We start from the raw sequence: 24,889 nt of genomic DNA, 5'->3' as shown, positions 1-24,889 counted from the left end.
AGAAATGAAAGTGTTAGTCCAGAAGTTTGGCGGTACGTCGGTTCGAGATAATCAGGCGGAAGCCATTCAGCATATTGAAGCCGCGCTTCAGCAAGGAAATAAAGTGGTCGTTGTTGTATCAGCTATTGGGAGATATCCCGACCCGTATGCAACAGATTCCTTGCTGGGATTAGTTGGGCTGCCAGGAGAGACGCATATATCGAAACGGGAGAAGGATTTGCTGCTTTCCTGCGGCGAGGTCATTTCGTCCGTTGTCTTCTCGAATGCACTGAATGCAAAAGGCATTCGTGCCGCTGCCTTGACTGGTTCTCAAGCTGGCTTCATTACAAATGACGAGTTTACAGCCGCTAAAATAAAAGAAATGCGTGTCGACAGAGTTTGGAAGGAACTAGAGACACATGATGTTATCGTTGTAGCTGGCTTCCAAGGGATGACCGAAAGCGGCGAGTTTACGACGATAGGCCGAGGCGGCAGTGATACATCTGCTGCGGCACTTGGTGCTGCTTTACAGGCAGAATTTGTCGATATCTTTACCGATGTGGAAGGCATTATGACTGCTGACCCTCGTGTAGTGGAAGAAGCCCGAAAACTCGATGTGGTGACATATTCAGAGATATGTAATTTAGCATATCAAGGAGCTAAAGTAGTTCATCCGCGGGCTGTGGAAATTGCCATGCAGGCAAAGGTGCCGATGCGTGTCCGTTCAACCGGATCACTTTCAGAAGGTACACTAGTTACGTCGTCACGAACTGAATTTGCCGGCAAGGATATTCCCGATCGTTTAATTACTGGTATCGCACATCTTGCAGGCGTTTCGCAAATCAAGATTGAAACCGATACGGAAGCTTATAAAATACAATCTCGTGTATTCAAAGCAATGGCAGAAGCAGGTATTTCGGTGGACTTTATTAATATTTCACCGAATGGTATTGTATACACGATTGCGGCAGAACAAGTTATTCTTGCAAAGGATATCTTACACAAGCTTGATTTAGAACCGCAAGTTATCAATAATTGTGCGAAGGTTTCACTAGTTGGGGCTGGTATGACAGGCATACCAGGTGTTACGGCTAAAATTGTTCACACACTGACGGATAAAGAAATAGATATTCTGCAATCCGCGGATAGCCACACTACGATTTGGGTATTGATTAAGGAGAAAGATTTAGTGACGGCAGTGAATGCGCTCCATGCGACATTCGAGCTTAGTCTCTAAATCAGATAATGTGTTGAAGGCAGGGGAGTTTTACGATGAAATTCGGTAACGTTATTACAGCAATGGTAACGCCATTCGACAGTCGTGGGAAGATCGACTATGATGCGACTTCCCAACTGCTTGAGTATTTAATAAATAATGGAACGGACGCTGTTGTCGTAGCTGGAACAACTGGAGAGTCACCAACGCTTTCCCATGAAGAAAAGCTAGATTTGTTCCGTCATACAGTGAAGACAGTCAATGGACGTATTCCAATCATAGCTGGTACAGGAAGCAACAATACAGAAGCCAGTATTGGACTGACACAGGAAGCAGAAAAAATCGGTGTTGACGCTGGTTTAATTGTTGCGCCTTATTATAACAAGCCTAACCAGCGCGGATTGTACGCGCATTTTGAGGCAGTTGCGAACAGCACCAAGCTGCCAATTATGCTTTATAATATTCCGGGACGTTCGGTTATTACAATAGAACCAGAAACAGTAATTCAACTGGCCAAGATTCCAAATATTGTTTCTGTTAAAGAATCCAGCGGTGATTTAGCTGCCATGACCAAGGTTATTAGCGGCACGCCAGCTGAGTTCAGCCTTTACAGCGGTGATGATGATTTAACGCTGCCAGTCACAGCAATCGGCGGTGACGGTATTGTATCGGTGTCTTCTCACATAATCGGGAATGAAATGCAAGCGATGCTGCAGGCATATAAAGCTGGCAATGTAGCAGAAGCTGCTCGCATTCACCAGGAGATTCTGCCGATTATGCAGGGAATGTTCCAAGCACCAAGTCCAACACCTGTGAAAGAAGCACTAAATCAAAAAGGTATTGCAGTCGGCGGTGTTCGTCTGCCATTGGTCGAGCTGACAGAAGAGGAAAAGCAAAGCGTCGCTAACCTCTTGAAATAATCAACGAAAGAAGCAAATAAAAAATCCAAACAATGATAACGACTATCTTGAAGAGAATGTCGTCTTAGTTTGGATTTTTTATTTTTTGTTTTCTCAATATGGAGATACAGAGCGCAACCGACATAGCGGATAAATTAATCTTAGCTAGCATCGGCAGCATCTTATCAAAGAATAATGCAGTAAGATGATAGGTATGGCGGAAGAGTGAAAATGTGGTTCCTCAAATGACCGAAGCAAAATACTGGTCGGCTTTTTTGTGCGCCCTTATTGGCATTAGCTCCTTCATGCAAGGAGCTGTAAAAATTACGGCACTTACTGCGTCTCCAATGTATGCTGTTCCTTCAGCTGTCCATACTAAAAGCAAGTATGGAAAGGAGTTACGAAAATGGCAAAGGAACGCAATGAAAAACAAGAAAACGAAAACGAGGAATCTGGCGGAAAATCCATTATTGAGAAGATACAGCAGCTTGGTCAGACTTCCGTTGCGCAAGCACCCGATTCCCGTATCCATGTACTATCCATTATCGGGCAAATTGAAGGACATATGCAGCTGCCTCCTCAAAATAAAACAACGAAATATGAGCATGTTATCCCGCAATTGATTGCAATAGAGCAAAACCCAAAAATTGAAGGGCTTATCGTATTAATGAATACCGTTGGCGGAGATGTAGAGGCAGGCCTTGCGATATCTGAGATGATTTCATCGTTATCCAAACCTTCTGTTTCCATAGTCCTTGGCGGCGGGCATTCAATCGGTGCGCCAATCGCTGTAAGTACGGATTATAGCTTTATTGTACCGACTGCGACCATGACCATCCATCCAATCCGACTTACCGGTCTTGTGATTGGGGTTCCTCAAACCTTTGAATACTTGGACAAAATGCAAGATCGTGTCATCAGTTTCGTGACGTCTCATTCTTCTATTACCGAAGATAAATTCAAAGAGCTTATGTTCGCGAAAGGAAATCTGACACGTGACATTGGGACCAATGTTATTGGAACAGATGCAGTCTCCTATGGATTAATTCATGAAGTTGGCGGTGTCGCGCATGCCATGCGCAAACTGACCGAATTGATGGACGAGCATAAATCTAATCAACAAGGTGAATTGCAATGATTTTGTATACACCTCTTGCAGCAGAAGATATTTTTCCGCCAGAACCGAATCAGTTTACCGAATATCAAATTATGGAATATCGCGGCAGAACCGTCCATGCAGAACATATGGGAAATGGTACATATCGCGTACATCAGCTGTTGTCGACAGATCCAGCTCATTTTCTGGATGAAAGCTGTTCTCCAGGGAAAATATTCTCCTTGTAAATGAATACGTATGTTCGCACTTTTGCTGCCTATGTTATACTAAATAGGATGGCAGAGAACGTAAAGAGAGAAAACCCCTGCCCTTGGCAGGGGTTTTCTCTACATCTAAAGAAATACATAAGCAATGCAAAACAAGGAGATTCGCTATAATGGCAAAACGAAAAACAAAAAAACGACAAACCAAATTCAAGCATGTTATGAGCTTTGAAGTTATCGGACTGTTATTGATATTTCTTGCTGTCTTCGGCAGCGGAGCTGGGGCAATCAGTGACGGTGCAATTCCGAATGCGCTTGAGCATTTGTTCCGCTTTTTCTTCGGCAGCTGGTATTTCCTGCTGGCTGTCTTTATGGGTGCTGTTGGTCTCTATTTAATGGCCAAGTGCAAAAAGCCGAACTTGTTTCACAAAAAGCTAATTGGCTTGTACGCAGTCGTAGCTGGGGTATTACTGTTCACCCATATTCAAGCATTTGAGGACAAATTAAGCCAAGTGTCGCAGCCGTCTATCATTAAGACGAGCTGGAATTATTATTTAGCTTACATTGAAGATACACTTGACCCCTCTGCACTCGGCGGAGGAATGGTGGGAGCTGTTCTATTCGCCTTATGCTATTATCTGTTCTCTTCAACAGGAGCAAAAATTGTCGCATTCTTTCTCGTGCTGATCGGTGTCTTGATCTTAAGTAATACCTCTCTTTCCGCTGTTGTACAAAAACTTGTTACGCTCGTGAAAAAAGGAGCTAATGCGTCATCAGATAAAATGAAGGACAAGTTGTCAGAGAACAAGGAGAGAAAACGATCTGATCGACCAAGGAAGAAACCAAAGCCAAGGTCAGAGAAGCAGCAGGTTATGCAAGCAGAAAAAGAAGAAGCAGCAGAGATGACGGAAACGGAAACAAGTTCTATGCATGAAGAGCCGATCATCCAGGATTTCACGAACATCGCCTACGCGGAACCAGAGCAGCCTGAAATTATTGAGGCAAAAGAGGAGCCGCAGAAGAGCAATGAAGAAACGCCAGCTGAAAAAGAGGCATTGCCAGCTTCGGAGCTGGAAAATCGTGATTATCAGCTGCCAAGTATTACGTTGTTGAAACAGCCGAAGAAGAACAGTCAGAAACAAGAGCGAACGCAAATTCAAGCTGTCGCAAGAAAGCTTGAACAAACGTTTCAAAGTTTTGGTGTAAAAGCGAAAGTGAGCAAAGTGCATGTTGGACCGGCTGTAACGAAATACGAGGTATATCCAGATACAGGAGTAAAGGTAAGCAAGATTGTGAACCTGCATGATGACCTTGCCTTGGCGCTAGCTGCTAAGGATATCCGAATTGAAGCACCGATACCAGGTAAATCTGCTGTTGGTATTGAGGTGCCAAATAAAGAAGTAGCAAGTGTGTCGCTCCGGGAAGTGCTCGATAACAGCCAGATGAAAAGCGGGGGCAAGCTGAGTTTCGCACTTGGCCGTGATATCTCCGGTGAATCTATTGTAGCCGAACTGAACAAAATGCCCCATCTTCTCGTAGCAGGTGCTACAGGCAGCGGTAAGAGTGTGTGTATCAACGGGATAATTACGAGTATATTAATGCGAGCAAAACCGCACGAAGTGAAAATGATGATGATTGACCCGAAAAAAGTAGAACTGAATGTGTACAACGGTATTCCGCATTTACTCACACCAGTTGTGACAGATCCGAAAAAAGCTTCTAGAGCGTTGAAGAAGGTTGTAGCAGAGATGGAACGACGCTATGATCTGTTTTCCGATTCAAGCACACGTAATATCGAAGGATACAACTCCTATATTAAAAAACAAAACGAACAAAATGAAGAAGAGCAGCCGTTCCTGCCATACATTGTTGTACTTGTAGATGAGCTTGCTGATTTAATGATGGTTGCATCAAGTGAAGTGGAGGATGCAATTACGAGATTGGCGCAGATGGCTCGGGCTGCTGGTATCCATCTGATCATTGCCACACAGCGTCCATCCGTTGATGTCATTACGGGAGTCATTAAAGCCAACATTCCGTCTCGGATTGCCTTCAGCGTAAGTTCCCAAATTGATTCCCGCACCATCCTGGACAGCGGTGGAGCGGAAAAACTTCTGGGCCGTGGTGATATGCTCTTCATCCCGGTTGGGTCATCCAAGCCAACGCGTATTCAAGGAGCGTTCCTTTCTGATGACGAAGTGGAAGGTATTGTAAATCACTGTATCGAGCAGCAAAAAGCGCAATACCAGACAGATATGATCCCTGACGAAGAAACAGAAGTGCAGTCCGAAGTAGAAGATGAACTCTACCATGACGCAGTCTTTCTTGTAACGGATATGCAAAGTGCCAGTGTATCCATGCTGCAGCGCAGATTCCGTGTTGGTTACACGAGAGCAGCACGTTTAATTGATGCGATGGAAGAACGGGGTGTTGTAGGACCATATGAGGGCAGCAAGCCGCGTCAAGTATTAGTTTCCAAGACGGCTGAGGACAAACTATCGTAGGTCATAATTCGGGAATATGTGACAAATAAGAGATGAAATACGTGAAATAAAACGAAAATATTCGTATTTTTTGTAAAACAAGTGTTTATTTTCTGTAAAAAAGATGATATATTATGTTTCGAGTGGAGCAGATGTAGTAATTATGTACTAATTATTTACTAATGTTTAATCCTGGCTTCTACTTGGTTATCAATCTATCATTTGGGGGTTTCTATCTTGAAAATGCGTCGTTATGCAGTACTTTTAGGTTTGCTACTTATCGTAGGCGTTGTTCTTAGCGCATGCGGTTCTGGCGGCAGCTCAGAGCAAGGCGGAAGCGATAACAGCTTCGAAACAGCAATGGTTACAGATACTGGCGGTATTGATGATAAATCATTCAACCAGTCCGCTTGGGAAGGTCTGACACAATTTGGTGGAGACAACGGCCTAAAAGAAGATGCAGGCTATTCTTACCTGCAGTCAAACAGTGCATCTGATTATGTGACAAACTTAAATCGCCTTGTGCAATCCAACACGGATCTAATTTTCGGAATTGGATTCAAACTTGCCGAGGATATTGGTACAGTCGCTGATCAGCATAAAGATACGCATTTTGCCATCGTCGATTCTGTCGTAGATAAAGAGAATGTAGCAAGCATCGTTTTCGAAGAGCAGCAAGGTTCTTTCCTTGCCGGTGTAGCTGCAGCGATGAAGTCCGAATCTGGTAAAATCGGCTTCGTTGGCGGAGAAGAAAGTGAATTGATCAAGAAGTTTGAAGCAGGATATGTTGCTGGTGCGAAATCAGTTAACAAAGATATTGAAGTGGATGTACAGTATGCTGGTTCCTTCGGTGCACCTGATAAAGGGAAATTGATTGCATCCAACATGTACAACTCCGGCGTAGATGTAATCTACCATTCTGCTGGCGGTACAGGTAATGGTGTATTCGCACAAGCGAAAGATTTGAAAAACAATAATCCAGAAGGAAACTACTGGGTAATCGGTGTTGACCGTGACCAGTATGAAGAAGGCCAAATTGGAGATAACAACGTGACGTTGACAAGCATGCTGAAAGCAGTTGATGTGGCAGTTGCTGATGTTGCAAAGCAGTCCAAGGACGGCGAATTCCCTGGAGGAGAAATCGTTTCTTATGGTTTGAAAGATGATGGAATCAATATTGCAGAAACAAATAAAGATGCATATACAGAGGACATCAAAGCAGCTGTAAACGAATGGAAGCAAAAGCTCGTCAATGGCGATGTAACTGCTCCTTCTACAGATGCCGAACTGAAAGAATACCAAGATTCTCTATAAAACCAGAAGGGCTAGAGTGCTTACTCTAGCCCTTTATAAAAAAATCTTCAACTGAAGCGTCTCTTAACTAGACAATTCCCCGCTTCATTTGACGATTTTTTTTTGAACGAAATCAAAGAAAGTTCGTAATTCCGTGAAGGAGTGTAAAATATGGAGAATTATGTAATCGAAATGCTGAACATTCGTAAAGAATTTCCCGGAATTGTCGCCAATGACAACATCACGCTTCAAGTGAAAAAAGGAGAAATCCATGCGCTGCTAGGTGAGAATGGCGCTGGTAAATCTACCTTGATGAATGTTCTTTTCGGTCTGTATCAGCCGGAAAAGGGAGAAATCCGTGTAGACGGAAAGCAAGTAGCTATCAATGACCCGAATGTTGCCAATCGTTTGGGCATCGGCATGGTTCATCAGCACTTTATGCTGATCGACACCTTTACGGTCGCACAAAACATTGTACTAGGCAGCGAGCCGAAAAAAGGCTTGAAAATTGATATGAAGAAAGCAGTCCGCGAAGTACAGGAGCTTTCCGACCGCTACGGCCTTCAGGTAGATGCTACCGCCAAGATTAGTGATATTTCTGTAGGCATGCAGCAGCGTGTAGAAATATTGAAAACGTTGTATCGCGGAGCAAATGTTGTCATTCTGGATGAACCGACAGCTGTGCTGACACCACAGGAAATCAAGGAGCTTATTGTCATTCTGCGTACATTGGTCAAAGAAGGAAAATCCATCATCTTGATCACACATAAGCTGAAAGAAATCATGGAAGTGTGTGACCGCTGTACCGTAATTCGCAAAGGACAGGGAATTGGCACAGTAGAAGTTTCTGAAACAAATCCAAATGACCTTGCTTCCTTGATGGTCGGTCGAGAGATTCATTTCTCTACCGACAAGAAAGCAGCTGAACCGAAAGAGACCATTCTCTCAATTGAAGGTTTGACTGTTCAGGATTCTCGTCATGTTGACATGGTAAAAGCGCTAAATCTGAATATTCGCGCAGGTGAAATTGTCGGAATTGCCGGAGTTGACGGAAATGGACAAACGGAGTTGATTGAAGCAATTACCGGTCTGCGAAAAAAATCTGCCGGTAAAGTAACATTGAAGAATCAAGATATTACAAACATGCCTGTCCGCGCTATTACGGAAAGCGGTGTTGGTCATATTCCGCAGGATCGTCATAAGCTTGGTTTGGTTTTAGATTTTTCGGTTGGCGAGAACATCGTCTTGCAGACTTATTACCAAAAACCATATTCAAAAGGCGGCATTCTTTCCTTCAAGCGTATTTTCGATAAAGCGAAGGCATTGATAGAAGAATATGATGTACGCACACCAAGCCATCTTACCAAAGCGCGTGCTTTATCTGGGGGTAATCAGCAAAAGGCCATTATCGGTCGGGAAATTGACCGTAATCCGGATCTGTTGATTGCAGCACAGCCAACGCGAGGGCTTGATGTAGGAGCAATAGAATTTATTCATAAGCGTCTGATCGAACAGCGTGACCAAGGAAAAGCTGTTTTGCTTGTTTCCTTCGAATTAGATGAAATCCTAAACGTAAGTGACCGTATCGCTGTTATGTTCGATGGTAAGATCATCGCTACAGTTGATCCAAAGGAAACAAATGAACAGGAGCTCGGATTACTGATGGCAGGTTCGAAGCTTGAGAAAGAAGGGGCGCAAAACTAATGTTTTCCAGCACAAAGTTCAATTTCATTATTCCAATCATCTCGGTTGTCCTTGGTCTGGTTGCCGGCGCAATTATCATGCTTATTTTCGGCTATAATCCTATACTTGGCTACCAGGCATTATGGAATGGGGTTTTCGACAGCGGATTCTTTATGTCGGAAACAGTCAACCGTATTACGCCTTATATTCTTACCGGTCTAGCAATCGCATTTGCATTCCGGACAGGTTTATTCAATATTGGTGCAGAAGGACAAGTACTTGTCGGCTGGATTGCATCTGTTTGGGTAGGAACAGCAATTGATGCGCCAACTATCCTTCATTTGCCGCTTGCACTGCTTGCAGCTGGAGCTGCTGGCGCTTTTTGGGCGTTTATTCCGGGTATTTTGAAAGCAAAGCTAGGCGTCCATGAAGTTATCGTTAGTATCATGATGAACTATGTCGCGTTGCATCTGACAAACTATTTGATCCGTGATGTGATGACAGACAACTCAGAATCAACGGAGCAAGTGAAACAGACTGCTTCTTTAACCAATGATTTCTTAATTGGATTAACAGGTTCTCGTCTTCATTTAGGATTTATCGTTGCGCTCTTCATGGTTATCGTCATGTGGGTTATTCTGGAACGCACAAAACTTGGGTACGAATTAAAAGCTGTAGGTTACAACCAGCATGCATCAAATTACGCTGGTATGAAAGTAGGACGAAACATTGTCATCTCCATGGTCATCTCAGGCTTGTTCGCAGGTCTTGCTGGTGCCATGCAAGGTTTGGGAAGTTTCGGCACTGCATTCACCAATACAGCATTCTCAAATCTCGGTTTTGACGGAATCGCTGTTGCTCTTTTAGGCGGTAATAATCCATTTGGTGTCATTCTTTCTGCAAGCTTGTTCGGATTCCTAAAAGTGGGTGCCTTGAATATGTCTACTGCAGGTGTGCCGAATGAAATCATCGAAATTGTTATTGCATTGATTATTTTGTTTGTTGCATCCGGCTTTATTATTCGCTGGGCACTGCTGCAATTGAAAAAAGGGGAGAGAAAATAACATGCTGGATATTCTTTATTCACTTATTCCGCAAACACTATTCTTTGCCGCTCCTCTTATTTTTACCGCACTAGGCGGTGTGTATAGTGAGCGTTCGGGTGTAATTAATATCGGGTTAGAAGGTCTCATGGTTATTGGGGCTTTCGCGGCCGTCACGTTTAATTTGCTTTATGCTGATGCATTAGGCGCTATGACACCGTGGATTTCGTTACTAGTTGCGATGGTTGCAAGCGCGGTATTTTCTTTACTTCTAGCAATACCAGCAATCACTTTCCGTGCCGATCAGACAGTCACTGGAGTTGCGATTAACATGCTAGCACTTGGATTCGGTGTATTCATGATCAAGCAAATCTTTAACAAAGGGCAAACGGAATTCATTTCGGAGCCGATATATACAAAAGATGTTCCAGGATTGGTTGATATACCGGTAATTGGAGATATGTTTTTTAACAATATGTACATTACGTCGTACATTGCCATTGCACTTTCGTTCGTTGCATGGTACGTACTGTTTAAAACGCCATTCGGCTTGCGTATTCGTGCCGTTGGAGAACATCCAATGGCAGCTGACACGAATGGTATCAAAGTTTACACAACCCGTTATATTGCAGTGATCATTTCCGGTGCTCTTGCAGGTATCGGCGGCGGTGTATTTGCAATGACTATTTCATTGAACTTTTCCGTATCTACGATTGCTGGACAAGGATTCATGGCAATCGCTGCTGTTATTTTTGGTAAATGGAACCCGCTTGGTGCGATGGGGGCTGCATTATTCTTTGGCTTCGCTCAATCGCTAAGTGTGGTTGGTTCTTCTATTCCGTTACTCGAAAATGTACCGCAAGTATACTTGCTGATTGCACCGTATGTGCTGACGATCCTTGCTTTGGCAGGTTTCATCGGCCGTTCCGTTGCACCTAAAGCAAGTGGTGTCCCGTATATCAAAGGAAGCCGTTAAACCAAAAGCCCCGATGCAAGGGACTGACCCCATACGCTGAGACAAATAAAAAACACCTTCAAGGTTGAAAACGGACGATTGTTATCCGAAATAATACTTGGAGGTGTTTTTTCTATGGGAACTAGAGTCAGTTATCCAGTGGAGATAAAAATGAAGGCAGTTGAAATGCGCTTGGCAGGCGTACCTGTAAAAGAGATTTTGAACGAACTAAATATTAAGAGTAGATCGCAAGTGAAGACATGGGTCAGATGGTATAAATCTGAAGAGACGCATCGTTTTGAACAGCCAGTTGGCAAGCAGTACACCTACGGGAAAGGGCCAGCCTATTCTTCAGAAGTAGAGGAATTACAAGCTGAGAACCGATTTTTAAGGCAACAAAATGAAGTTTTAAAAAAGTACAAGGAATTGGAAAGGAAGTTGATAGAGAAACGGCAGTCGAACTTGTAGAATCACTGCATAACACAATGACAATACAGGATATTTGTGTACATTTAGGTATCTCGAGAGCATCTTATTATCGCTGGAAGAACAAAGAGAAAGACGATTCGAAAGAACTACTTAAAAAGCAAATTGGCATATTGTGCCGAGAACACAAGTATCGGTACGGTTACAGAAAGATTACTGCCTTACTGAGACAGGAGCAATGCATTAACCACAAAGTCGTGCAGCGAGTAATGCAGGAGAATCAATGGCAGTGCCGGGTTAAAGTGAAGAAACGTAAGAAAACTGGACAGCCATATGCCGTCGCAGAAAATTTATTGGATCGGAACTTTCAGTCTGATCGTCCTCTTGAGAAGCTCGTAACCGACATTACATACCTGCCTTATGGTCAGAAACTAATGTATCTTTCCAGTATAATAGATTTGTGCAATGGCGAAGTAGTGGCGTCCTCTATTGGAGATAAACAAGATACAGCTTTCGTGTTGGAGACACTCGATCAGCTGCCACCATTGCCTGAGAACTGCATATTACACAGTGATCAGGGGTCGGTGTACACATCTTATAAGTACCAAGAAGCTGTAAAAGCAAAAGGCATTACCATGAGTATGTCCCGAAAAGGAACGCCCGCTGATAATGCCTCTATCGAATCGTTTCATTCCATACTAAAGTCTGAAACATTCTATCTTAACAGCATAAATCGAACTTCGACTGCCATCGTAGAACGTACTGTTGAAGAATATATTTATTATTATAACAATATTCGTATCCAAACGAAACTAAACAACCAATCACCGATACAATATCGGCAATCGGCTGTTTGAAGGTTTTTTGATCCCTGTCTCAGAAACGGGGGTCAGTCCCGCAAAACATGCATCGGGTCTTTTTATGCAATCCGATTCGTTTACTTCTAGGCTTTTTTTCATTAATATGGTAATGGTAGCGAGGATTGTCGGATATATATAAGCAAAACAAGAAAAGCTATACATAAAGAAGCCAGGGAGGTACCATATGAAAATCGCAGGTGAACAAATTATCACAGGAAAAGGTGCTGCACTGCATCTAATACAAAGCAAAAAATACAAGACAATCAGCATTGCGGTGAAATTACAAGCACCGCTAGAGCGGGAGACAATCACAGCGAGAGCGCTGCTTCCGTATGTACTTCAGCAGGGAACTGCCAATTTGCCAGATGCGCGAGCGCTTCGGCTTAAACTGGACGACCTGTATGGTGCTGTTCTTTCCATTTCCGGAACAAAAAAAGGTGAAAAACATATCATTACAATTCGTTTGGATGTGGCGAATGAAAACTTCTTAAGTGACCGGACACCTTTATTCGAAAAAGCAGTCGATTTATTGCGTGAAATTGTATTTGAACCGAAAGTCGAAAATGATGCTTTTTCGGATACGATTGTGTCACGTGAAATCCAGACATTAAAACAAAAAATAACGGCTCTTAAAGACGATAAGATGAGCTATGCGAATATGCGTCTGATGGATGAAATGTGCAAAGAAGAGCCATATAGCTTGCATGTTCACGGTTATGAGGAAGATTTGGATACATTGAACAGTTCAAAGCTGTATGATGTATATAAAAACATACTAAAACAAGATAAGATGGATATTTATATTTTGGGTGACGTAGAGAAAAGCCAGGCAGAAAAAGCCGTCTCAAGCTTTATGGAACGAGATACAGAACCATATGAAGAGTGGGCAGCCAGTGTAAGCCCAGCACCAGAAACAGAAAAAGAAGTAATCGAAACACAGGACGTACAGCAGGCAAAACTTCACCTTGGTTATCGGACCAATATTCGCTACAGTGATTCAGATTATGCAGCACTGCAGGTGTTTAATGGTCTATTCGGCGGTTTCCCAAGTTCGAAACTGTTCCGAAATGTCCGGGAAAAACACAGTCTTGCTTATTATGCTGCATCCCGTTTTGAAAGTCACAAAGGGTTATTATTCGTTTTCTCCGGAATCGATCCGAAAGATTACACAAAAGCGAAAGAAATTATCGATGCGCAAATGAAAGCTATGCAGGCGGGCGAATTTGAAGATGCAGAAGTAGAAGAAGTAAAAGATTTGATTGTCAGTCAAATTCTCGAAACAATTGATAATCCAGTTGGGCTGATGGAGACGTTGTATCAGCAAGTAATAGGAAATAAACAGATGCCAGTAGAAGAAATGCTGGATGCGATTCGTCAAGTGACAAAAGACGACGTGCTGCAAGCAGCTGCAAAAGTACAGCTCGATACCGTCTATCTTTTGACGAACAAGGAGGCAGAGAAGCATGCATAAAAAGCACTATGAGCAATTGCAGGAAACAGTATATACTGAAACACTTCCAAACGGTCTGAAAGTGTTCCTGCAGCCAAAACCAGAGATGTCGAAGACCTACGCAATCTTTTCCACAAATTATGGGTCGATTGATCAAACCTTCGTTCCGCTAGACGGTGAAGAAAAAATTACGGTACCGGAGGGCATCGCACATTTTCTAGAACACAAACTGTTTGAAAAAGAAGATCGTGATGTGTTCCAAGATTTCACGAAACAAGGTGCTTCTGCGAACGCATTTACTTCTTTTACGCAGACAGCTTATTTATTCTCGGCTACTTCTAATATTGAAGAAAACGTAAAAACGCTGCTTGATTTTGTGCAGGATCCGTATTTCTCAGATAAATCGGTGGAAAAAGAAAAAGGCATTATTGCACAGGAAATCCGTATGTACGATGACCAGCCGGATTGGCGCTCCTTCTTTGGGACAATCCAAAGTCTTTTCCAGTCTCATCCTGTCCGAATTGATATTGCCGGAACGGTAGAATCTATTCAGGATATTACGAAAGAAGATTTATACACTTGCTATAACACCTTCTACCATCCATCGAATATGACATTATTCATTGCTGGTGATATTGATGCCGAGAAGATGATGACGCTTATTACGTCGAACCAAGCAGCAAAATCGTTTGCGCCTCCAGCTAAAATTGAGCGTTTCTTCCCAGAAGAACCTGAAACAGTTGCGGAGACGAAAAAGGTAGTTCGCATGCCAGTCAGCGTTTCGAAATGTATGGTTGGAATTAAAGAAAAGACCGATTATGCGTCACCAGAAGCGTACTTGAAAAAAGAATTGCTGACCGATATGGTTCTTGATTATTACTTCTCTAAGAGCGGTATCTATTACGAAGAGCTATACAAAGAAGATTTGATCGATGACAGTTTCGGCTTTGAAACAAGTCTTGAGAAAAACTTCGGCTTCTCTATTATTGGAGGCAATACGAAAGAACCGGATCGTTTTGCAGATACAGTCAAAGACATGCTGCAGCGAATGAAGAATCATAAAGTTACGGAAGCAGAAATGGATCGGATGAAGAAAAAGACAATCGGTCAGATTCTTCGAGCGATGAATAGTCTGGAGTTCGTTTCTAACCGGTTTATCCAATATCACCTAGCAGGCGTAGATCTGTTTGAGATTGTTCCGGCAATCGAGAAGCTGACAGCCGATGACGCGAACAAATTTTTGGAGAATTGGTTCAGCCCAGATCGTTTGTCTATATGCCAGATTCTGCCACAGGAGGCATAAGCATGCGAAGGGTTATCTTTATTACGGGCGCAAGCGGAGCAATTGGCTCTGCTTGCGCCCGTCAGCTTGCCAGCGAAGGACATCAGCTCTTGCTACATTACAATCGAAATGCACAGGCGATTGAAGACTTGCGGCGAGATATACCGGAAAGTATACTCGGCACTGTTCAAGCTGATCTGACGAAAGAAGAAGGCATAAATGAACTTATTCGCTTTCTGGCTTTCCCGATTGATCAGCTCGTGTATGCAGGCGGTATGGCGCACTACGGATTGTTTCAGGATATGTCTGCAGAAGAGATGGACGACTTACTTCACGTACATGTAAAAGCACCTTGGCGGCTGTGCCAGCATATGCTGCAGCCAATGCTGTCCCAGAAAAGAGGCGGAATTGTCCTTATCTCCTCCATCTGGGGGGAGAGAGGAGCAAGCTTTGAAGCAGCTTATTCCAGTGTAAAGGCAGCGCAAATCGGCTTCGTAAAAGCACTGGCTAAAGAAACGGGGACAAGCGGTGTACGTGTGAATGCAGTGACTCCTGGTGTGATTGACACAGAGATGAACAGCAATCTTACGAAAGAGGAGCGAGAGCAGCTGACAGGCGAGATTCCTATGAACCGATTCGGTACAGCGGGCGAAGTTGCTGAGGCTGTCAGTTACTTGCTAAGTGACAGCGCCTCTTATATAAATGGCCATGTGCTCCAAGTGAACGGCGGCTGGTAAAAATAAGTCATTTTTTTGTGTATAGAGCTTCCTCTTCTGTCACAAGCTAAACTGCAAGCTAATGAAGGAGGAATTAAACCATGTCAGTTCTTGATAATTTCGACTCTTGGAAAGACTTCCTAGGTGATCGCCTGCATCAGGCGCAAGGAAAAGGGATGGAAAATAGCACTGTCTCTGGTATTGCGTATGAAATTGGTGATTATCTCGCGACGAAAGTAGATGCAAAGAACACGGAAGAAAAAATTTTACGTGACCTTTGGACAGTTGCTTCCCAGGATGAGAAGCAAGCAATCGCCAACATTATGGTAAAGCTTGTCCAAGACAATGGCCATACACGCTAATTTAGCGGCCAACTTCATTCAAACCTGCTTCTTTTATAAGAAGCAGGTTTTCTTATCGCTATTTTCCCAGCCTGTTATGGCTTTTCTAATCTTTTGTTTTCCTTTATAGTAAGAATAGGTTTTGTTAAGTTAAACGCTATTTTCCTGTAAAGGGGCTTTCTTATGGAATCATTGGAATGGTACTTGGAATACGAAATCCAGCTTAACCGGCCAGGATTACTTGGAGACATCTCTTCCTTGCTCGGGATGTTACACATTAATATTAAAACAATTAATGGTGTGGAAAATCAGCGGCGCGGTATGCTGCTTGCAGCAGAAAAGGAATTGCAGATTATCCGTCTGCACTCTATTCTTCGGACGATGGAGCATGTGCATATTACAAAATCTCGGGAGCCGAAACTTCGGGATCGACTTGCTGTCCGGCATGGCAGGTACATACATAGAGATGTGGATGACAAAAAAACATTCCGTTTCGTTCGCAGTGAAATCGGACTTCTTGTCGATTTTATGGCAGAATTGTTTAAACAAGAAGGCTCAAAGGTAATAGGGATAAGAGGTATGCCTCGTGTCGGCAAGACAGAATCAATTATAGCGGCTAGTGTTAGTGCCAATAAACGGTGGCTGTTCGTCTCCAGTACCTTATTGAAGCAGACAGCTAGGAACCAGCTGCTGCACGACGAATATAATTCGGACAACCTGTTTATCATGGACGGCATCGTCTCAACAAACCGTGCAAGTGAGCGTCATTGGGAACTGGTTCGCGAGGTAATGCGGCTGCCTGTAGCCAAGGTAATTGAGCATCCGGATATCTTCGTTAGAGAAACAGAGTTTACAATAGATGATTTCGATTATATTATTGAACTTCGGAATCATGATGACGAACAGATTATTTATGAACCGGAATTTAGACAGGTGTAAGCAACTTTAAAGATGGATGGTGGTAAGAATGGACATTGGTGCAAAGCTCCGGGAAGCAAGAGAATCCAAAGGAATGACTTTGGAAGATGTACAACAGCGCACCAAAATACAAAAGCGCTATTTAAAGGCAATTGAAGAGAATAATCACAGTGTGATGCCAGGTGATTTCTACACACGTGCATTTATTAAAGAATATGCACAGACGGTAGGCGTTAATCCGGATGAGGTACTCGAACCGAAACAGCAGGAAACAGCTGCTGCTCCTGTGCAAGAAGAGAGTGAGGCTCCTTCTCGTCAAGAGCGCAGCCAGGCTCGGGAAAATGACAGACCTCCTCGCCGTGAACGTAAAGGTATTCCATATTTGTCATCGATTATTATCGGTTTGCTTGTCATAGCCGCGATTGTTGTTGTCGTATTCATTTATGCCAGCGGCTCAAATGAGACTAATGATAACAATACAGCTTCCGAAACACAGCAGCAGCCGAACGAAGATCAAGTAGTACAGCCGAATAGTGAGCAGTCCACAGAAGAAGGAGCTGCTGATGAATCTGCTGACACGGAAGAACAAACAGAACCAGCGGAGGAAGAAGCACAAAAGGAAGAAGAGCCTGCAGAACCGAAGCTGTCTGTTGATGAAGAAGGCACGGCCAGCAATCCAGTAACAACGTATACATTAGAAAATGCTGGTGAAGACGTCACATTAACGCTTGCTGCAGAAGGCGGCGACGCTTGGCTGCAAGTCGGTGATGGCAACAACGCGGGTAATGTCTATACTGGTACAATTTCAGCAGGCAGTGAGCCTGTCGAACAGGATGTTAGCGATTTGGAGACAGTTTCCATTCGAACTGGTTTCTCAAAAGCGACGAAATTGCAAATCAACGGGCAGGAATTGAACTTCCCAATTGATAATGATGTCCAGACAATCGTGGTTAACATCCAGAAATAACGTTGCAAGTTAAACCCTTTACGTTTATGGAAAGGGTTTAACTTGTGTTTATCTTTACATACATTGGAGGCAGTCATGAATATCCCAAATAAGATTACTTTATCTCGAATTTTTCTAATTCCTATTTTCATCATTTTGCTTGCAGTTCCTTTTGATTGGGGAACGCTGGATATCGGCGAAAACAACTTGCCGGTTAATCATTTAGCAGGTGCAATTCTTTTCATTATTGCATCCTGCACTGACTGGGTGGATGGCTATTATGCACGTAAGTTCAACCTTGTAACAAATTTAGGTAAGTTCCTCGATCCACTAGCGGATAAGCTGCTTGTTTCAGCTGCGCTCATTTTACTGGTACAATTGGAGTTAGCACCGGCTTGGATCACGATCATCATTATAAGCCGCGAATTTGCTGTAACAGGACTAAGACTTGTTGCCGCTGGTGAAGGTCTTGTGCTGGCAGCAGGACAGATGGGCAAACAGAAAACAGCTTTGCAGATTGTTGCCATCAGCGCCTTGCTTTTGCATAACTGGCCGTTTTCTTACCTAGGATTTCCGTTCGCTACAATCTGTCTGTATCTTGCTCTTATCCTGACGATCGTGTCCGGAGTCGACTACTTTATGAAGAACTGGCATGTGATGAAGGAGTCGAAATAAAATGAAACATATTAATGCCGAAGTAATCGCCGTCGGAACGGAGATTCTTATCGGTCAAATCAACAATACAAATGCACAATGGATTTCCAAGCAGCTGGCCGATCATGGTATCAATGTGTTTTATCACCACGTTGTAGGCGATAACCTTGGCCGTGTACAAGAATCATTTGAAAAAGCACAGCGCGACGCCGATTTTGTACTGGTAACTGGCGGACTTGGGCCAACAGAGGATGACCTGACAAGAGAAGCTTTTCAGCTTGTTTCCGGGCTGGAGATGTATGAAGATCAAGAATCCATGGACGCAATTCAGGAATTCTTTAACAAGCGGGGCCGAACAATGTCACCGAACAACCACAAGCAGGCTCGTGTGTTTGAAGGTGCAGCTGTACTGGAGAATACAGTCGGAATGGCACCAGGTATGCTCGTCGAACATGATGGTACTGTTTGGGCATTCATGCCGGGTGTGCCTCGTGAAATGAAACAAATAATGTCTGATCATGTGCTGCCTTATGCACGTGAAAAGTGGCAGCTGCATTCTGTATTGCAATCCCGTTTGCTTCATTTCATCGGTATTGGGGAATCGCAGCTGGAAACGGATCTGCTTGATCTTATTCAGGTTCAAGAGAATCCAACCATTGCGACATACGCTTCCGAAGGGGAAGTAGCTGTACGGCTTACTGCGCGAGCAGATACGAAAAAAGAAGCTGATCATCTGATTGATATAGTAGAAAAAGATGTAATGGATCGAGTTGGTCATTATTTTTATGGCTATGACGAGACTTCGGTTCAGCAGCAGGTCTTTGATTTGCTGAAACAGCGTCAGCTCACATTGGCAAGCGCGGAGAGCCTTACAGGCGGACTGTTCGGGGACGCACTCGTTTCCATAAGCGGTGCATCAGAGGTGTTCCTTGGCAGCATTGTTGCGTATTCTCCGCTTGTGAAGCAGAATGTACTTGGTGTGAAGGAAGAAACGATTCAAACAGCAGGTACCGTGAGCGAAGCATGTGCTGTCGAAATGGCAGAGAACGCNGGAGTTGGATACCGCATTGGAGATACAGTCCGCTCTCCATGAATTTCCGGTTTGTACTAATCGTTTAGTCAATAAAGACTAACTAGCGACGTATTCTGCCGGAGTGGCAGCCAAAGATGCTGTACCTTAATAAAAGATCCTAGTTAATGATCGTTCGTAAAATTACTCGCTCATTTTTTGTCTGATTCTCTTTTTATATGTTCAACTTTCTAGTACTTTCCATGTTATCTTGACAACATGCGAACACAGGATTAAAATTAAGTAGTATAATTTTATTTTTCATTATACTTTTCTAAGGTTACCATCGTTTTTTTAAATGAAAACATTGTGCATGCCGACAGACATGTTTGTACAATTTCATAGCAGGGGAGGTGAAATCATGGAACTATTTTACCTGATCATCTCCATTTTGCTTGTTCTAATCGTCGGTGGTGTTGTTGGTTATCTTGTTCGCAAATCTATTGCTGAGAAAAAAATCTCCGGTGCGGAGGAATTAGCGAAGCAAATAGTCGCAGAAGGCCATCGCAATGCGGAAACGGCTAAAAAAGAAGCGCTTCTCGAAGCGAAAGATGAAAACTTCCAGCTGCGTCAGCAGACGGAGCAGGAATTGCGTGAGCGCCGTCTCGAACTGCAAAAGCAAGAGAACCGTCTGATGCAGAAGGAAGAGAATCTGGACCGTAAAAGCGATACGCTAGATAAGCGTGAAGTTACGTTAGAGAAAAAGGAACAATCATTAACTGAAAGACAACAACAAATTGAAGAATTGGAAAGCAAAGTGGAAGTCTTGGTGAAAGAACAACAGCTAAAATTGGAGCAGATTTCTGGCTATACATCCGATGAAGCACGTCAAATCGTGCTGGATAAAGTCGAGAAGGAAGTTGCCTTCGAATCAGCTGTTATGATTAAAGATGCAGAACATCGCGCCAAAGAAGAGGCCGATAAAAAAGCGAAAAGCATTCTTTCCCTTGCACTTCAGCGCTGCGCAGCCGATCACGTTGCGGAAACGACAGTATCTGTCGTTAACTTGCCGAATGACGAGATGAAAGGACGCATCATCGGTCGGGAAGGCCGTAACATTCGTACACTAGAGACGCTTACCGGAATTGATTTGATTATTGATGATACGCCAGAAGCGGTTATCCTATCCGGTTTTGATCCTGTCCGTCGTGAGATTGCAAGGATTGCACTCGAGAAACTTGTCCAAGATGGCCGTATCCACCCTGCCCGAATTGAGGAAATGGTGGAGAAATCCAGACGGGAAGTGGATGAATACATCCGTGAAACAGGTGAAGAGACAACTTTCGAAGTTGGCGTACATGGTTTGCATCCGGATTTAGTCAAGATACTCGGCCGATTGAAGTATCGCACAAGCTACGGTCAGAACGTATTGAAGCACTCAATGGAAGTTGCTTATCTGTCCGGGCTGTTAGCAGCCGAACTTGGCGAGGATGTCACACTTGCAAAACGCGCAGGACTGCTTCATGACATCGGAAAAGCGATCGACCACGAAGTAGAAGGCAGCCACGTTGAAATCGGGAAAGAGCTCGCAATGAAATACAAAGAGCATCCAGTCGTCATCAATTCTATCGCATCCCACCACGGAGATGAGGAAGCGACATCTATCATCGCAGTGCTAGTAGCTGCAGCGGATGCCCTTTCAGCTGCCCGTCCGGGAGCGAGAAGCGAGACATTGGAGAACTACATCAAGCGTCTGGAGAAACTGGAGGAGATTTCTGAATCCTTCCAGGGCGTAGAGAAATCTTTCGCCATTCAGGCTGGACGTGAGATTCGTATCATGGTTAAGCCGGATGAAATTGATGACTTGGAATCCATTAAAGTCGCACGTGATATTCGGAAACGAATTGAAAGCGAATTGGACTATCCAGGCCACATCAAGGTTACGGTTATCCGTGAAACACGCGCAGTTGAATATGCTAAATAAAAAAAGCGGCCCTGTGCCGCTTTTTTTATGTGTTAAACTAATCTTAGATACATGGAAATGCAGAAAGGACTGGATTATGAAGCTACTATTTATTGGAGACGTTGTCGGAGAACCAGGCCGACAAATGGTACAAGATTATTTGCCTCGTCTGAAGAAGCGCTATCAGCCGCAGCTGACAATCATTAATGGAGAAAATTCCGCAGATGGGAAAGGCATTAATGAACGGATTTACAAGCAATTCCTCGAATGGGGGGCGCAAGCTGTTACAATGGGCAATCATACGTGGGATAAGCGTGACATTTTTGAATTCATTGATGATGCCAAATACTTGGTCCGCCCGTCTAATCTTCCGCCAGAAACACCTGGTACAGGTATTATTTATGTGAAAATAAATCAACATGAAGTAGCAATTATCAATTTGCTTGCGCGCACCTTTATGATGCCAGCAGATGATCCATTCCGAGAAGCGGACCGTCTTATCGAAGAAGCCCGGAAACGGACGAATCTTATTTTTATCGATTTTCACGGAGAAGCCACGAGTGAAAAGCAAGCTTTTGGCTGGTATGTTGATGGACGCGTCAGTGCAGTTGTAGGCACGCATACACATACCCAGACAGCTGATGAACGAATTTTGCCGGCTGGAACAGCATATATTTCAGATGCTGGTATGACAGGGCCATACGAAGCAATTCTTGGTATGGAACGAGAAGCAGTTATCAAAAGATTCCTAACGAACTTGCCAGTACGTTTTGAAGTGCCCAAAAAGGGTAAAGCACAATTAAATGGAGTAGTAATCGATTTGGATCCGCAAACGGGGAAGGCAACCTCCATCAAACGCATCCTAATCAATGATGACCACCCGTATATGGATTGATCTTTGCTGCTCCTTCACTAGGTCTCTTGTTTACAAAGATGAACCAGGACAGGTTGTACCACTTTTTCAGAGATCGCCCTAAAATGGGCATATCTACTATCCGCTAGAAATATAGTAAAAGGAAAGTAGTCCAGTAAACGAAGGAGGTACCAGTGTTGGATATACTAAAAGTTTCAGCGAAATCCAATCCAAATTCAGTAGCAGGCGCACTCGCGAACGTATTAAGAGAACGTGGCTCAGCGGAAATTCAGGCAATCGGGGCAGGAGCTTTAAACCAATCGGTGAAAGCTGTCGCAATCGCTCGCGGTTTTGTCGCTCCCAGTGGAGTAGACTTAATTTGTATCCCGGCATTCACAGATATCATGATCGACAACGAGGAACGGACTGCCATTAAATTGATCGTGGAACCAAGATAAGTCCCGCTTTATGCGGGGCTTTTTCATTTCCAATACTTGGACACATGTCCAGTCACTGTTATAATAGAGGCAAATAGCATGCAATGCATGGAGGGGACGAATTCAGTGAATGATGAACAGCGTAAATCGGATCGTTTTATTTCTGCAGGATATGCGAAACAAGAAGAAAAAGCTTTGCATGAGAAAACAACAGCAGATTTCGCGAAGTATTTCCAAACGACGTATCAGCCGCCTGATTTAAAGCAGGCAAAGAAACGGCGCAGGGAAGATGTCAAGTTCCATTATGATTTCACTATTCCACCAGCAATGCAGAAAGCCGGCAGAGGTAAGAAATTTCTTATCCGTACATATGGCTGCCAAATGAATGAACATGACACCGAAGTGATGGCAGGTTTGTTTGTAGAGATGGGTTTTGAGCCGACAGCCGATACGCATGATGCAGATGTTATTTTGCTGAACACATGTGCCATTCGGGAAAATGCCGAAAACAAAGTGTTTGGTGAAATTGGTCATCTTAAGCCATTGAAACTTGAGAACCCGGACTTAATTATCGGCGTCTGCGGCTGTATGTCACAGGAAGAAGCAGTCGTGAATCGGATTTTAAAGAAACACCAGCATATTGATATGATTTTCGGAACACACAATATTCATCGACTGCCACAGCTTCTCCAAGAAGCCAAATTCAGCAAGGAAATGGTGCTTGAAGTTTGGTCGAAGGAAGGAGATGTTATCGAAAATCTCCCAAAAGCGAGAAAAGGAAAGATCAAGGCGTGGGTCAATATTATGTACGGCTGTGATAAATTCTGTACGTATTGTATCGTTCCTTATACTAGAGGAAAAGAAAGAAGCCGGCGCCCGGAGGATATCGTCCAAGAAGTACGGCAGCTAGCGGCGCAAGGCTATCAAGAGATCACACTGCTCGGTCAAAACGTAAATGCGTATGGCAAAGATTTAACCGATGTAAATGTTGGACTTGGGGATTTAATGGAGGAGATTCGGAAAATTGCAATTCCCCGGATTCGTTTCACGACTTCCCATCCACGTGACTTTGATGATAAACTAATAAAGGTACTAGCCCAAGGCGGGAACTTGCTTGACCACATCCATTTGCCAGTTCAATCCGGCAGCAGTGATATCCTCCGGGTGATGGCACGTCGTTACACACGTGAGGATTATGTAAGTTTGGTAGAAAAAATTAAATTACAGATTCCGAACGTTACACTGACTACGGACATCATTGTCGGATTTCCGAATGAGACGGAAGAGCAGTTTCAGGAGACGTTGTCTTTAGTCGAAGAAATTGGCTTTGAGGCAGCATACACGTATATTTACTCTCCTCGCGATGGAACACCTGCTGCCAAGTGGGAAGACAATGTTCCAATAGAAGTAAAAAAAGAGCGTCTCCAGCGCTTAAATGCTTTAATTGATCAACAGGCAGCAGCGTCTATGCAGCGATATGAAGGCAAAGTCGTGCATGTGCTCGTCGAAGGCGAAAGTAAACGGAATCCGGAAGTATTGTCAGGTTATACGGAAAAAAACAAACTTGTTAATTTTCGGGGGCCCGCATCAGTAATTGGTAAAATTGTTCCCGTCCGAGTGACAAAAGCAAAAACTTGGTCACTTGATGGTGAACTAGCAGAAACAACAGCGGAGGTACACATCTAATGAATTATTCCACCGAAGACATTCTTAAACAAGCAGAAGCGTTGGCAGAAGACATGCGCGGACTGGATGAAATCGCGCATTTCCATCAGCTCGAGGCAAAGCTGAACGAGAATAAAAAGGTGCAGACATATATCAACCAAATTAAAATGAAACAAAAGCAGGCAGTCAATCTGCAGGCATATGGCAAGCGGGAAGCACAGCTGCAAATGGAGCAGGAAATCGACGAGCTGCAAGCAAAGATTGACGGTATCCCGGTTGTCCAGGATTTCAAGGAATCCCAAGTCATCACGAATCATATCTTGCAAAGCATCTCTCAAAACATCCAGCATATCGTCTTTCAAGAGGAAGAGACGGAGAAATAAGCTTCCCATATTGAAAAGATTCGTACTTGATACAACGCAAAAGTACGGATCTTTTCTTTTTTTAGCATTTTATGCAATAGGGCAAGTACAGTTCTTTCTATGTCAGCTTCGCTTA

23 protein-coding genes are annotated in these 24,889 nt (G+C 43.6%); all 23 read left to right on the top strand.

Translation table 11 applies throughout. The annotated features are described in order from the left end of the window. Positions 1–4 precede the first annotated feature (4 nt). The 23 genes from dapG (at position 5) to B1K52_RS14505 (ending at position 24,774) form a co-directional block, all read left to right on the top strand. Positions 5–1,216: an aspartate kinase gene (dapG, locus tag B1K52_RS14620; RefSeq protein WP_077309477.1), complete on the top strand. Its 1,212-nt coding sequence runs from the start codon at positions 5–7 to the stop codon at positions 1,214–1,216. A 35-nt stretch (positions 1,217–1,251) separates the two neighbouring features. Next, entirely contained in the window at positions 1,252–2,115 is an 864-nt protein-coding gene (gene dapA / locus B1K52_RS14615) for a 4-hydroxy-tetrahydrodipicolinate synthase (RefSeq protein WP_077309475.1), read from the top strand. 385 nt (positions 2,116–2,500) lie between these two features. Continuing rightward, the gene (locus B1K52_RS14610) at positions 2,501–3,232 is read left to right on the top strand and encodes a ClpP family protease (RefSeq protein ID WP_077309473.1); all 732 of its coding nucleotides are present in this window, start codon (positions 2,501–2,503) and stop codon (positions 3,230–3,232) included. Beyond that, positions 3,229–3,438, top strand: a complete 210-nt coding sequence (locus tag B1K52_RS14605; protein ID WP_077309471.1) for a YlzJ-like family protein — start codon at positions 3,229–3,231, stop codon at positions 3,436–3,438. The genes B1K52_RS14610 and B1K52_RS14605 overlap by 4 nt, the downstream gene beginning before the upstream one ends. A 149-nt stretch (positions 3,439–3,587) precedes the next feature. Beyond that, positions 3,588–5,918 (top strand): FtsK/SpoIIIE family DNA translocase, encoded by a 2,331-nt coding sequence (locus B1K52_RS14600; RefSeq protein WP_077309469.1) that lies wholly within the window; start codon positions 3,588–3,590, stop codon positions 5,916–5,918. A 222-nt stretch (positions 5,919–6,140) separates the two neighbouring features. Continuing rightward, on the top strand, positions 6,141–7,211 hold the full coding sequence (locus B1K52_RS14595) for a BMP family lipoprotein (protein WP_444851943.1): 1,071 nt from the start codon (positions 6,141–6,143) through the stop codon (positions 7,209–7,211). Positions 7,212–7,361: 150 nt separating this feature from the next. After that, on the top strand, positions 7,362–8,894 hold the full coding sequence (locus tag B1K52_RS14590) for an ABC transporter ATP-binding protein (protein ID WP_077309464.1): 1,533 nt from the start codon (positions 7,362–7,364) through the stop codon (positions 8,892–8,894). Beyond that, on the top strand, positions 8,894–9,937 hold the full coding sequence (locus tag B1K52_RS14585; protein WP_077309462.1) for an ABC transporter permease: 1,044 nt from the start codon (positions 8,894–8,896) through the stop codon (positions 9,935–9,937). The genes B1K52_RS14590 and B1K52_RS14585 overlap by 1 nt, the downstream gene beginning before the upstream one ends. Before the next feature lies 1 nt (position 9,938). Next, positions 9,939–10,892 carry an ABC transporter permease gene (locus B1K52_RS14580; RefSeq protein WP_077309460.1) on the top strand — a complete coding sequence of 318 codons (954 nt, stop codon included), beginning with the start codon at positions 9,939–9,941 and terminating at the stop codon, positions 10,890–10,892. A 114-nt stretch (positions 10,893–11,006) separates the two neighbouring features. Then, a protein-coding gene (locus B1K52_RS14570) for an IS3 family transposase (RefSeq protein ID WP_143588795.1) occupies positions 11,007–12,154 on the top strand; the annotation gives its coding sequence in 2 pieces (ribosomal slippage) (positions 11,007–11,280 and positions 11,280–12,154; 1,149 coding nt in all). 187 nt (positions 12,155–12,341) lie between these two features. Further along, positions 12,342–13,628 carry an EF-P 5-aminopentanol modification-associated protein YfmF gene (yfmF, locus tag B1K52_RS14565; RefSeq protein WP_077309458.1) on the top strand — a complete coding sequence of 429 codons (1,287 nt, stop codon included), beginning with the start codon at positions 12,342–12,344 and terminating at the stop codon, positions 13,626–13,628. Next, a complete protein-coding gene (gene yfmH / locus B1K52_RS14560; protein WP_077309456.1) occupies positions 13,621–14,910 on the top strand; it encodes an EF-P 5-aminopentanol modification-associated protein YfmH in 1,290 nt (429 codons plus the stop codon). The genes yfmF and yfmH overlap by 8 nt, the downstream gene beginning before the upstream one ends. Before the next feature lie 2 nt (positions 14,911–14,912). Continuing rightward, on the top strand, positions 14,913–15,626 hold the full coding sequence (ymfI, locus tag B1K52_RS14555; RefSeq protein WP_077309454.1) for an elongation factor P 5-aminopentanone reductase: 714 nt from the start codon (positions 14,913–14,915) through the stop codon (positions 15,624–15,626). Between the two features lie 80 nt (positions 15,627–15,706). Next, positions 15,707–15,967: a DUF3243 domain-containing protein gene (locus B1K52_RS14550; protein WP_077309451.1), complete on the top strand. Its 261-nt coding sequence runs from the start codon at positions 15,707–15,709 to the stop codon at positions 15,965–15,967. Between the two features lie 162 nt (positions 15,968–16,129). Next, on the top strand, positions 16,130–16,885 hold the full coding sequence (locus B1K52_RS14545; RefSeq protein ID WP_077309449.1) for a DUF3388 domain-containing protein: 756 nt from the start codon (positions 16,130–16,132) through the stop codon (positions 16,883–16,885). Positions 16,886–16,913: 28 nt separating this feature from the next. Continuing rightward, complete coding sequence (locus tag B1K52_RS14540) at positions 16,914–17,831, top strand: helix-turn-helix domain-containing protein (protein ID WP_179106566.1); 918 nt, start codon at positions 16,914–16,916, stop codon at positions 17,829–17,831. A 75-nt stretch (positions 17,832–17,906) separates the two neighbouring features. Next, positions 17,907–18,485: a CDP-diacylglycerol--glycerol-3-phosphate 3-phosphatidyltransferase gene (gene pgsA, locus B1K52_RS14535; RefSeq protein WP_077309445.1), complete on the top strand. Its 579-nt coding sequence runs from the start codon at positions 17,907–17,909 to the stop codon at positions 18,483–18,485. Between the two features lies 1 nt (position 18,486). Beyond that, positions 18,487–19,557, top strand: coding sequence for a competence/damage-inducible protein A (locus B1K52_RS14530; protein ID WP_077309443.1), 1,071 nt, complete (start codon positions 18,487–18,489; stop codon positions 19,555–19,557). A gap of 337 nt (positions 19,558–19,894) precedes the next feature. Then, positions 19,895–21,457, top strand: coding sequence for a ribonuclease Y (gene rny, locus B1K52_RS14525; RefSeq protein ID WP_077309441.1), 1,563 nt, complete (start codon positions 19,895–19,897; stop codon positions 21,455–21,457). 76 nt (positions 21,458–21,533) lie between these two features. Further along, positions 21,534–22,331, top strand: a complete 798-nt coding sequence (locus B1K52_RS14520) for a TIGR00282 family metallophosphoesterase (RefSeq protein WP_077310620.1) — start codon at positions 21,534–21,536, stop codon at positions 22,329–22,331. Positions 22,332–22,486: 155 nt separating this feature from the next. Further along, positions 22,487–22,747 (top strand): stage V sporulation protein S, encoded by a 261-nt coding sequence (locus B1K52_RS14515; protein ID WP_058307744.1) that lies wholly within the window; start codon positions 22,487–22,489, stop codon positions 22,745–22,747. Between the two features lie 105 nt (positions 22,748–22,852). Continuing rightward, positions 22,853–24,412, top strand: a complete 1,560-nt coding sequence (gene miaB / locus B1K52_RS14510) for a tRNA (N6-isopentenyl adenosine(37)-C2)-methylthiotransferase MiaB (protein ID WP_077309439.1) — start codon at positions 22,853–22,855, stop codon at positions 24,410–24,412. Continuing rightward, a complete protein-coding gene (locus B1K52_RS14505) occupies positions 24,412–24,774 on the top strand; it encodes a YlbF/YmcA family competence regulator (protein ID WP_077309437.1) in 363 nt (120 codons plus the stop codon). The genes miaB and B1K52_RS14505 overlap by 1 nt, the downstream gene beginning before the upstream one ends. The last annotated feature ends 115 nt before the right edge of the window (positions 24,775–24,889 follow it).

The sequence above is a fragment of the Terribacillus halophilus genome (assembly GCF_900162685.1).
Lineage (GTDB): Bacteria > Bacillota > Bacilli > Bacillales > Amphibacillaceae > Terribacillus > Terribacillus halophilus_A.
Note: the sequence above shows the minus strand (reverse complement) of the source record. Positions and strands in the feature narration are given on the sequence as shown.

What these genes read in the sequence shown, in the direction of transcription:
- dapG (WP_077309477.1), top strand. Translation starts at nt 5, where the DNA reads ATGAAAGTGTTAGTCCAGAAGTTTGGCGGTACGTCGGTTCGAGATAAT.
- dapA (WP_077309475.1), top strand. Translation starts at nt 1,252, where the DNA reads ATGAAATTCGGTAACGTTATTACAGCAATGGTAACGCCATTCGACAGT.
- B1K52_RS14610 (WP_077309473.1), top strand. Translation starts at nt 2,501, where the DNA reads ATGGCAAAGGAACGCAATGAAAAACAAGAAAACGAAAACGAGGAATCT.
- B1K52_RS14605 (WP_077309471.1), top strand. Translation starts at nt 3,229, where the DNA reads ATGATTTTGTATACACCTCTTGCAGCAGAAGATATTTTTCCGCCAGAA.
- B1K52_RS14600 (WP_077309469.1), top strand. Translation starts at nt 3,588, where the DNA reads ATGGCAAAACGAAAAACAAAAAAACGACAAACCAAATTCAAGCATGTT.
- B1K52_RS14595 (WP_444851943.1), top strand. Translation starts at nt 6,141, where the DNA reads ATGCGTCGTTATGCAGTACTTTTAGGTTTGCTACTTATCGTAGGCGTT.
- B1K52_RS14590 (WP_077309464.1), top strand. Translation starts at nt 7,362, where the DNA reads ATGGAGAATTATGTAATCGAAATGCTGAACATTCGTAAAGAATTTCCC.
- B1K52_RS14585 (WP_077309462.1), top strand. Translation starts at nt 8,894, where the DNA reads ATGTTTTCCAGCACAAAGTTCAATTTCATTATTCCAATCATCTCGGTT.
- B1K52_RS14580 (WP_077309460.1), top strand. Translation starts at nt 9,939, where the DNA reads ATGCTGGATATTCTTTATTCACTTATTCCGCAAACACTATTCTTTGCC.
- yfmF (WP_077309458.1), top strand. Translation starts at nt 12,342, where the DNA reads ATGAAAATCGCAGGTGAACAAATTATCACAGGAAAAGGTGCTGCACTG.
- yfmH (WP_077309456.1), top strand. Translation starts at nt 13,621, where the DNA reads ATGCATAAAAAGCACTATGAGCAATTGCAGGAAACAGTATATACTGAA.
- ymfI (WP_077309454.1), top strand. Translation starts at nt 14,913, where the DNA reads ATGCGAAGGGTTATCTTTATTACGGGCGCAAGCGGAGCAATTGGCTCT.
- B1K52_RS14550 (WP_077309451.1), top strand. Translation starts at nt 15,707, where the DNA reads ATGTCAGTTCTTGATAATTTCGACTCTTGGAAAGACTTCCTAGGTGAT.
- B1K52_RS14545 (WP_077309449.1), top strand. Translation starts at nt 16,130, where the DNA reads ATGGAATCATTGGAATGGTACTTGGAATACGAAATCCAGCTTAACCGG.
- B1K52_RS14540 (WP_179106566.1), top strand. Translation starts at nt 16,914, where the DNA reads ATGGACATTGGTGCAAAGCTCCGGGAAGCAAGAGAATCCAAAGGAATG.
- pgsA (WP_077309445.1), top strand. Translation starts at nt 17,907, where the DNA reads ATGAATATCCCAAATAAGATTACTTTATCTCGAATTTTTCTAATTCCT.
- rny (WP_077309441.1), top strand. Translation starts at nt 19,895, where the DNA reads ATGGAACTATTTTACCTGATCATCTCCATTTTGCTTGTTCTAATCGTC.
- B1K52_RS14520 (WP_077310620.1), top strand. Translation starts at nt 21,534, where the DNA reads ATGAAGCTACTATTTATTGGAGACGTTGTCGGAGAACCAGGCCGACAA.
- B1K52_RS14505 (WP_077309437.1), top strand. Translation starts at nt 24,412, where the DNA reads ATGAATTATTCCACCGAAGACATTCTTAAACAAGCAGAAGCGTTGGCA.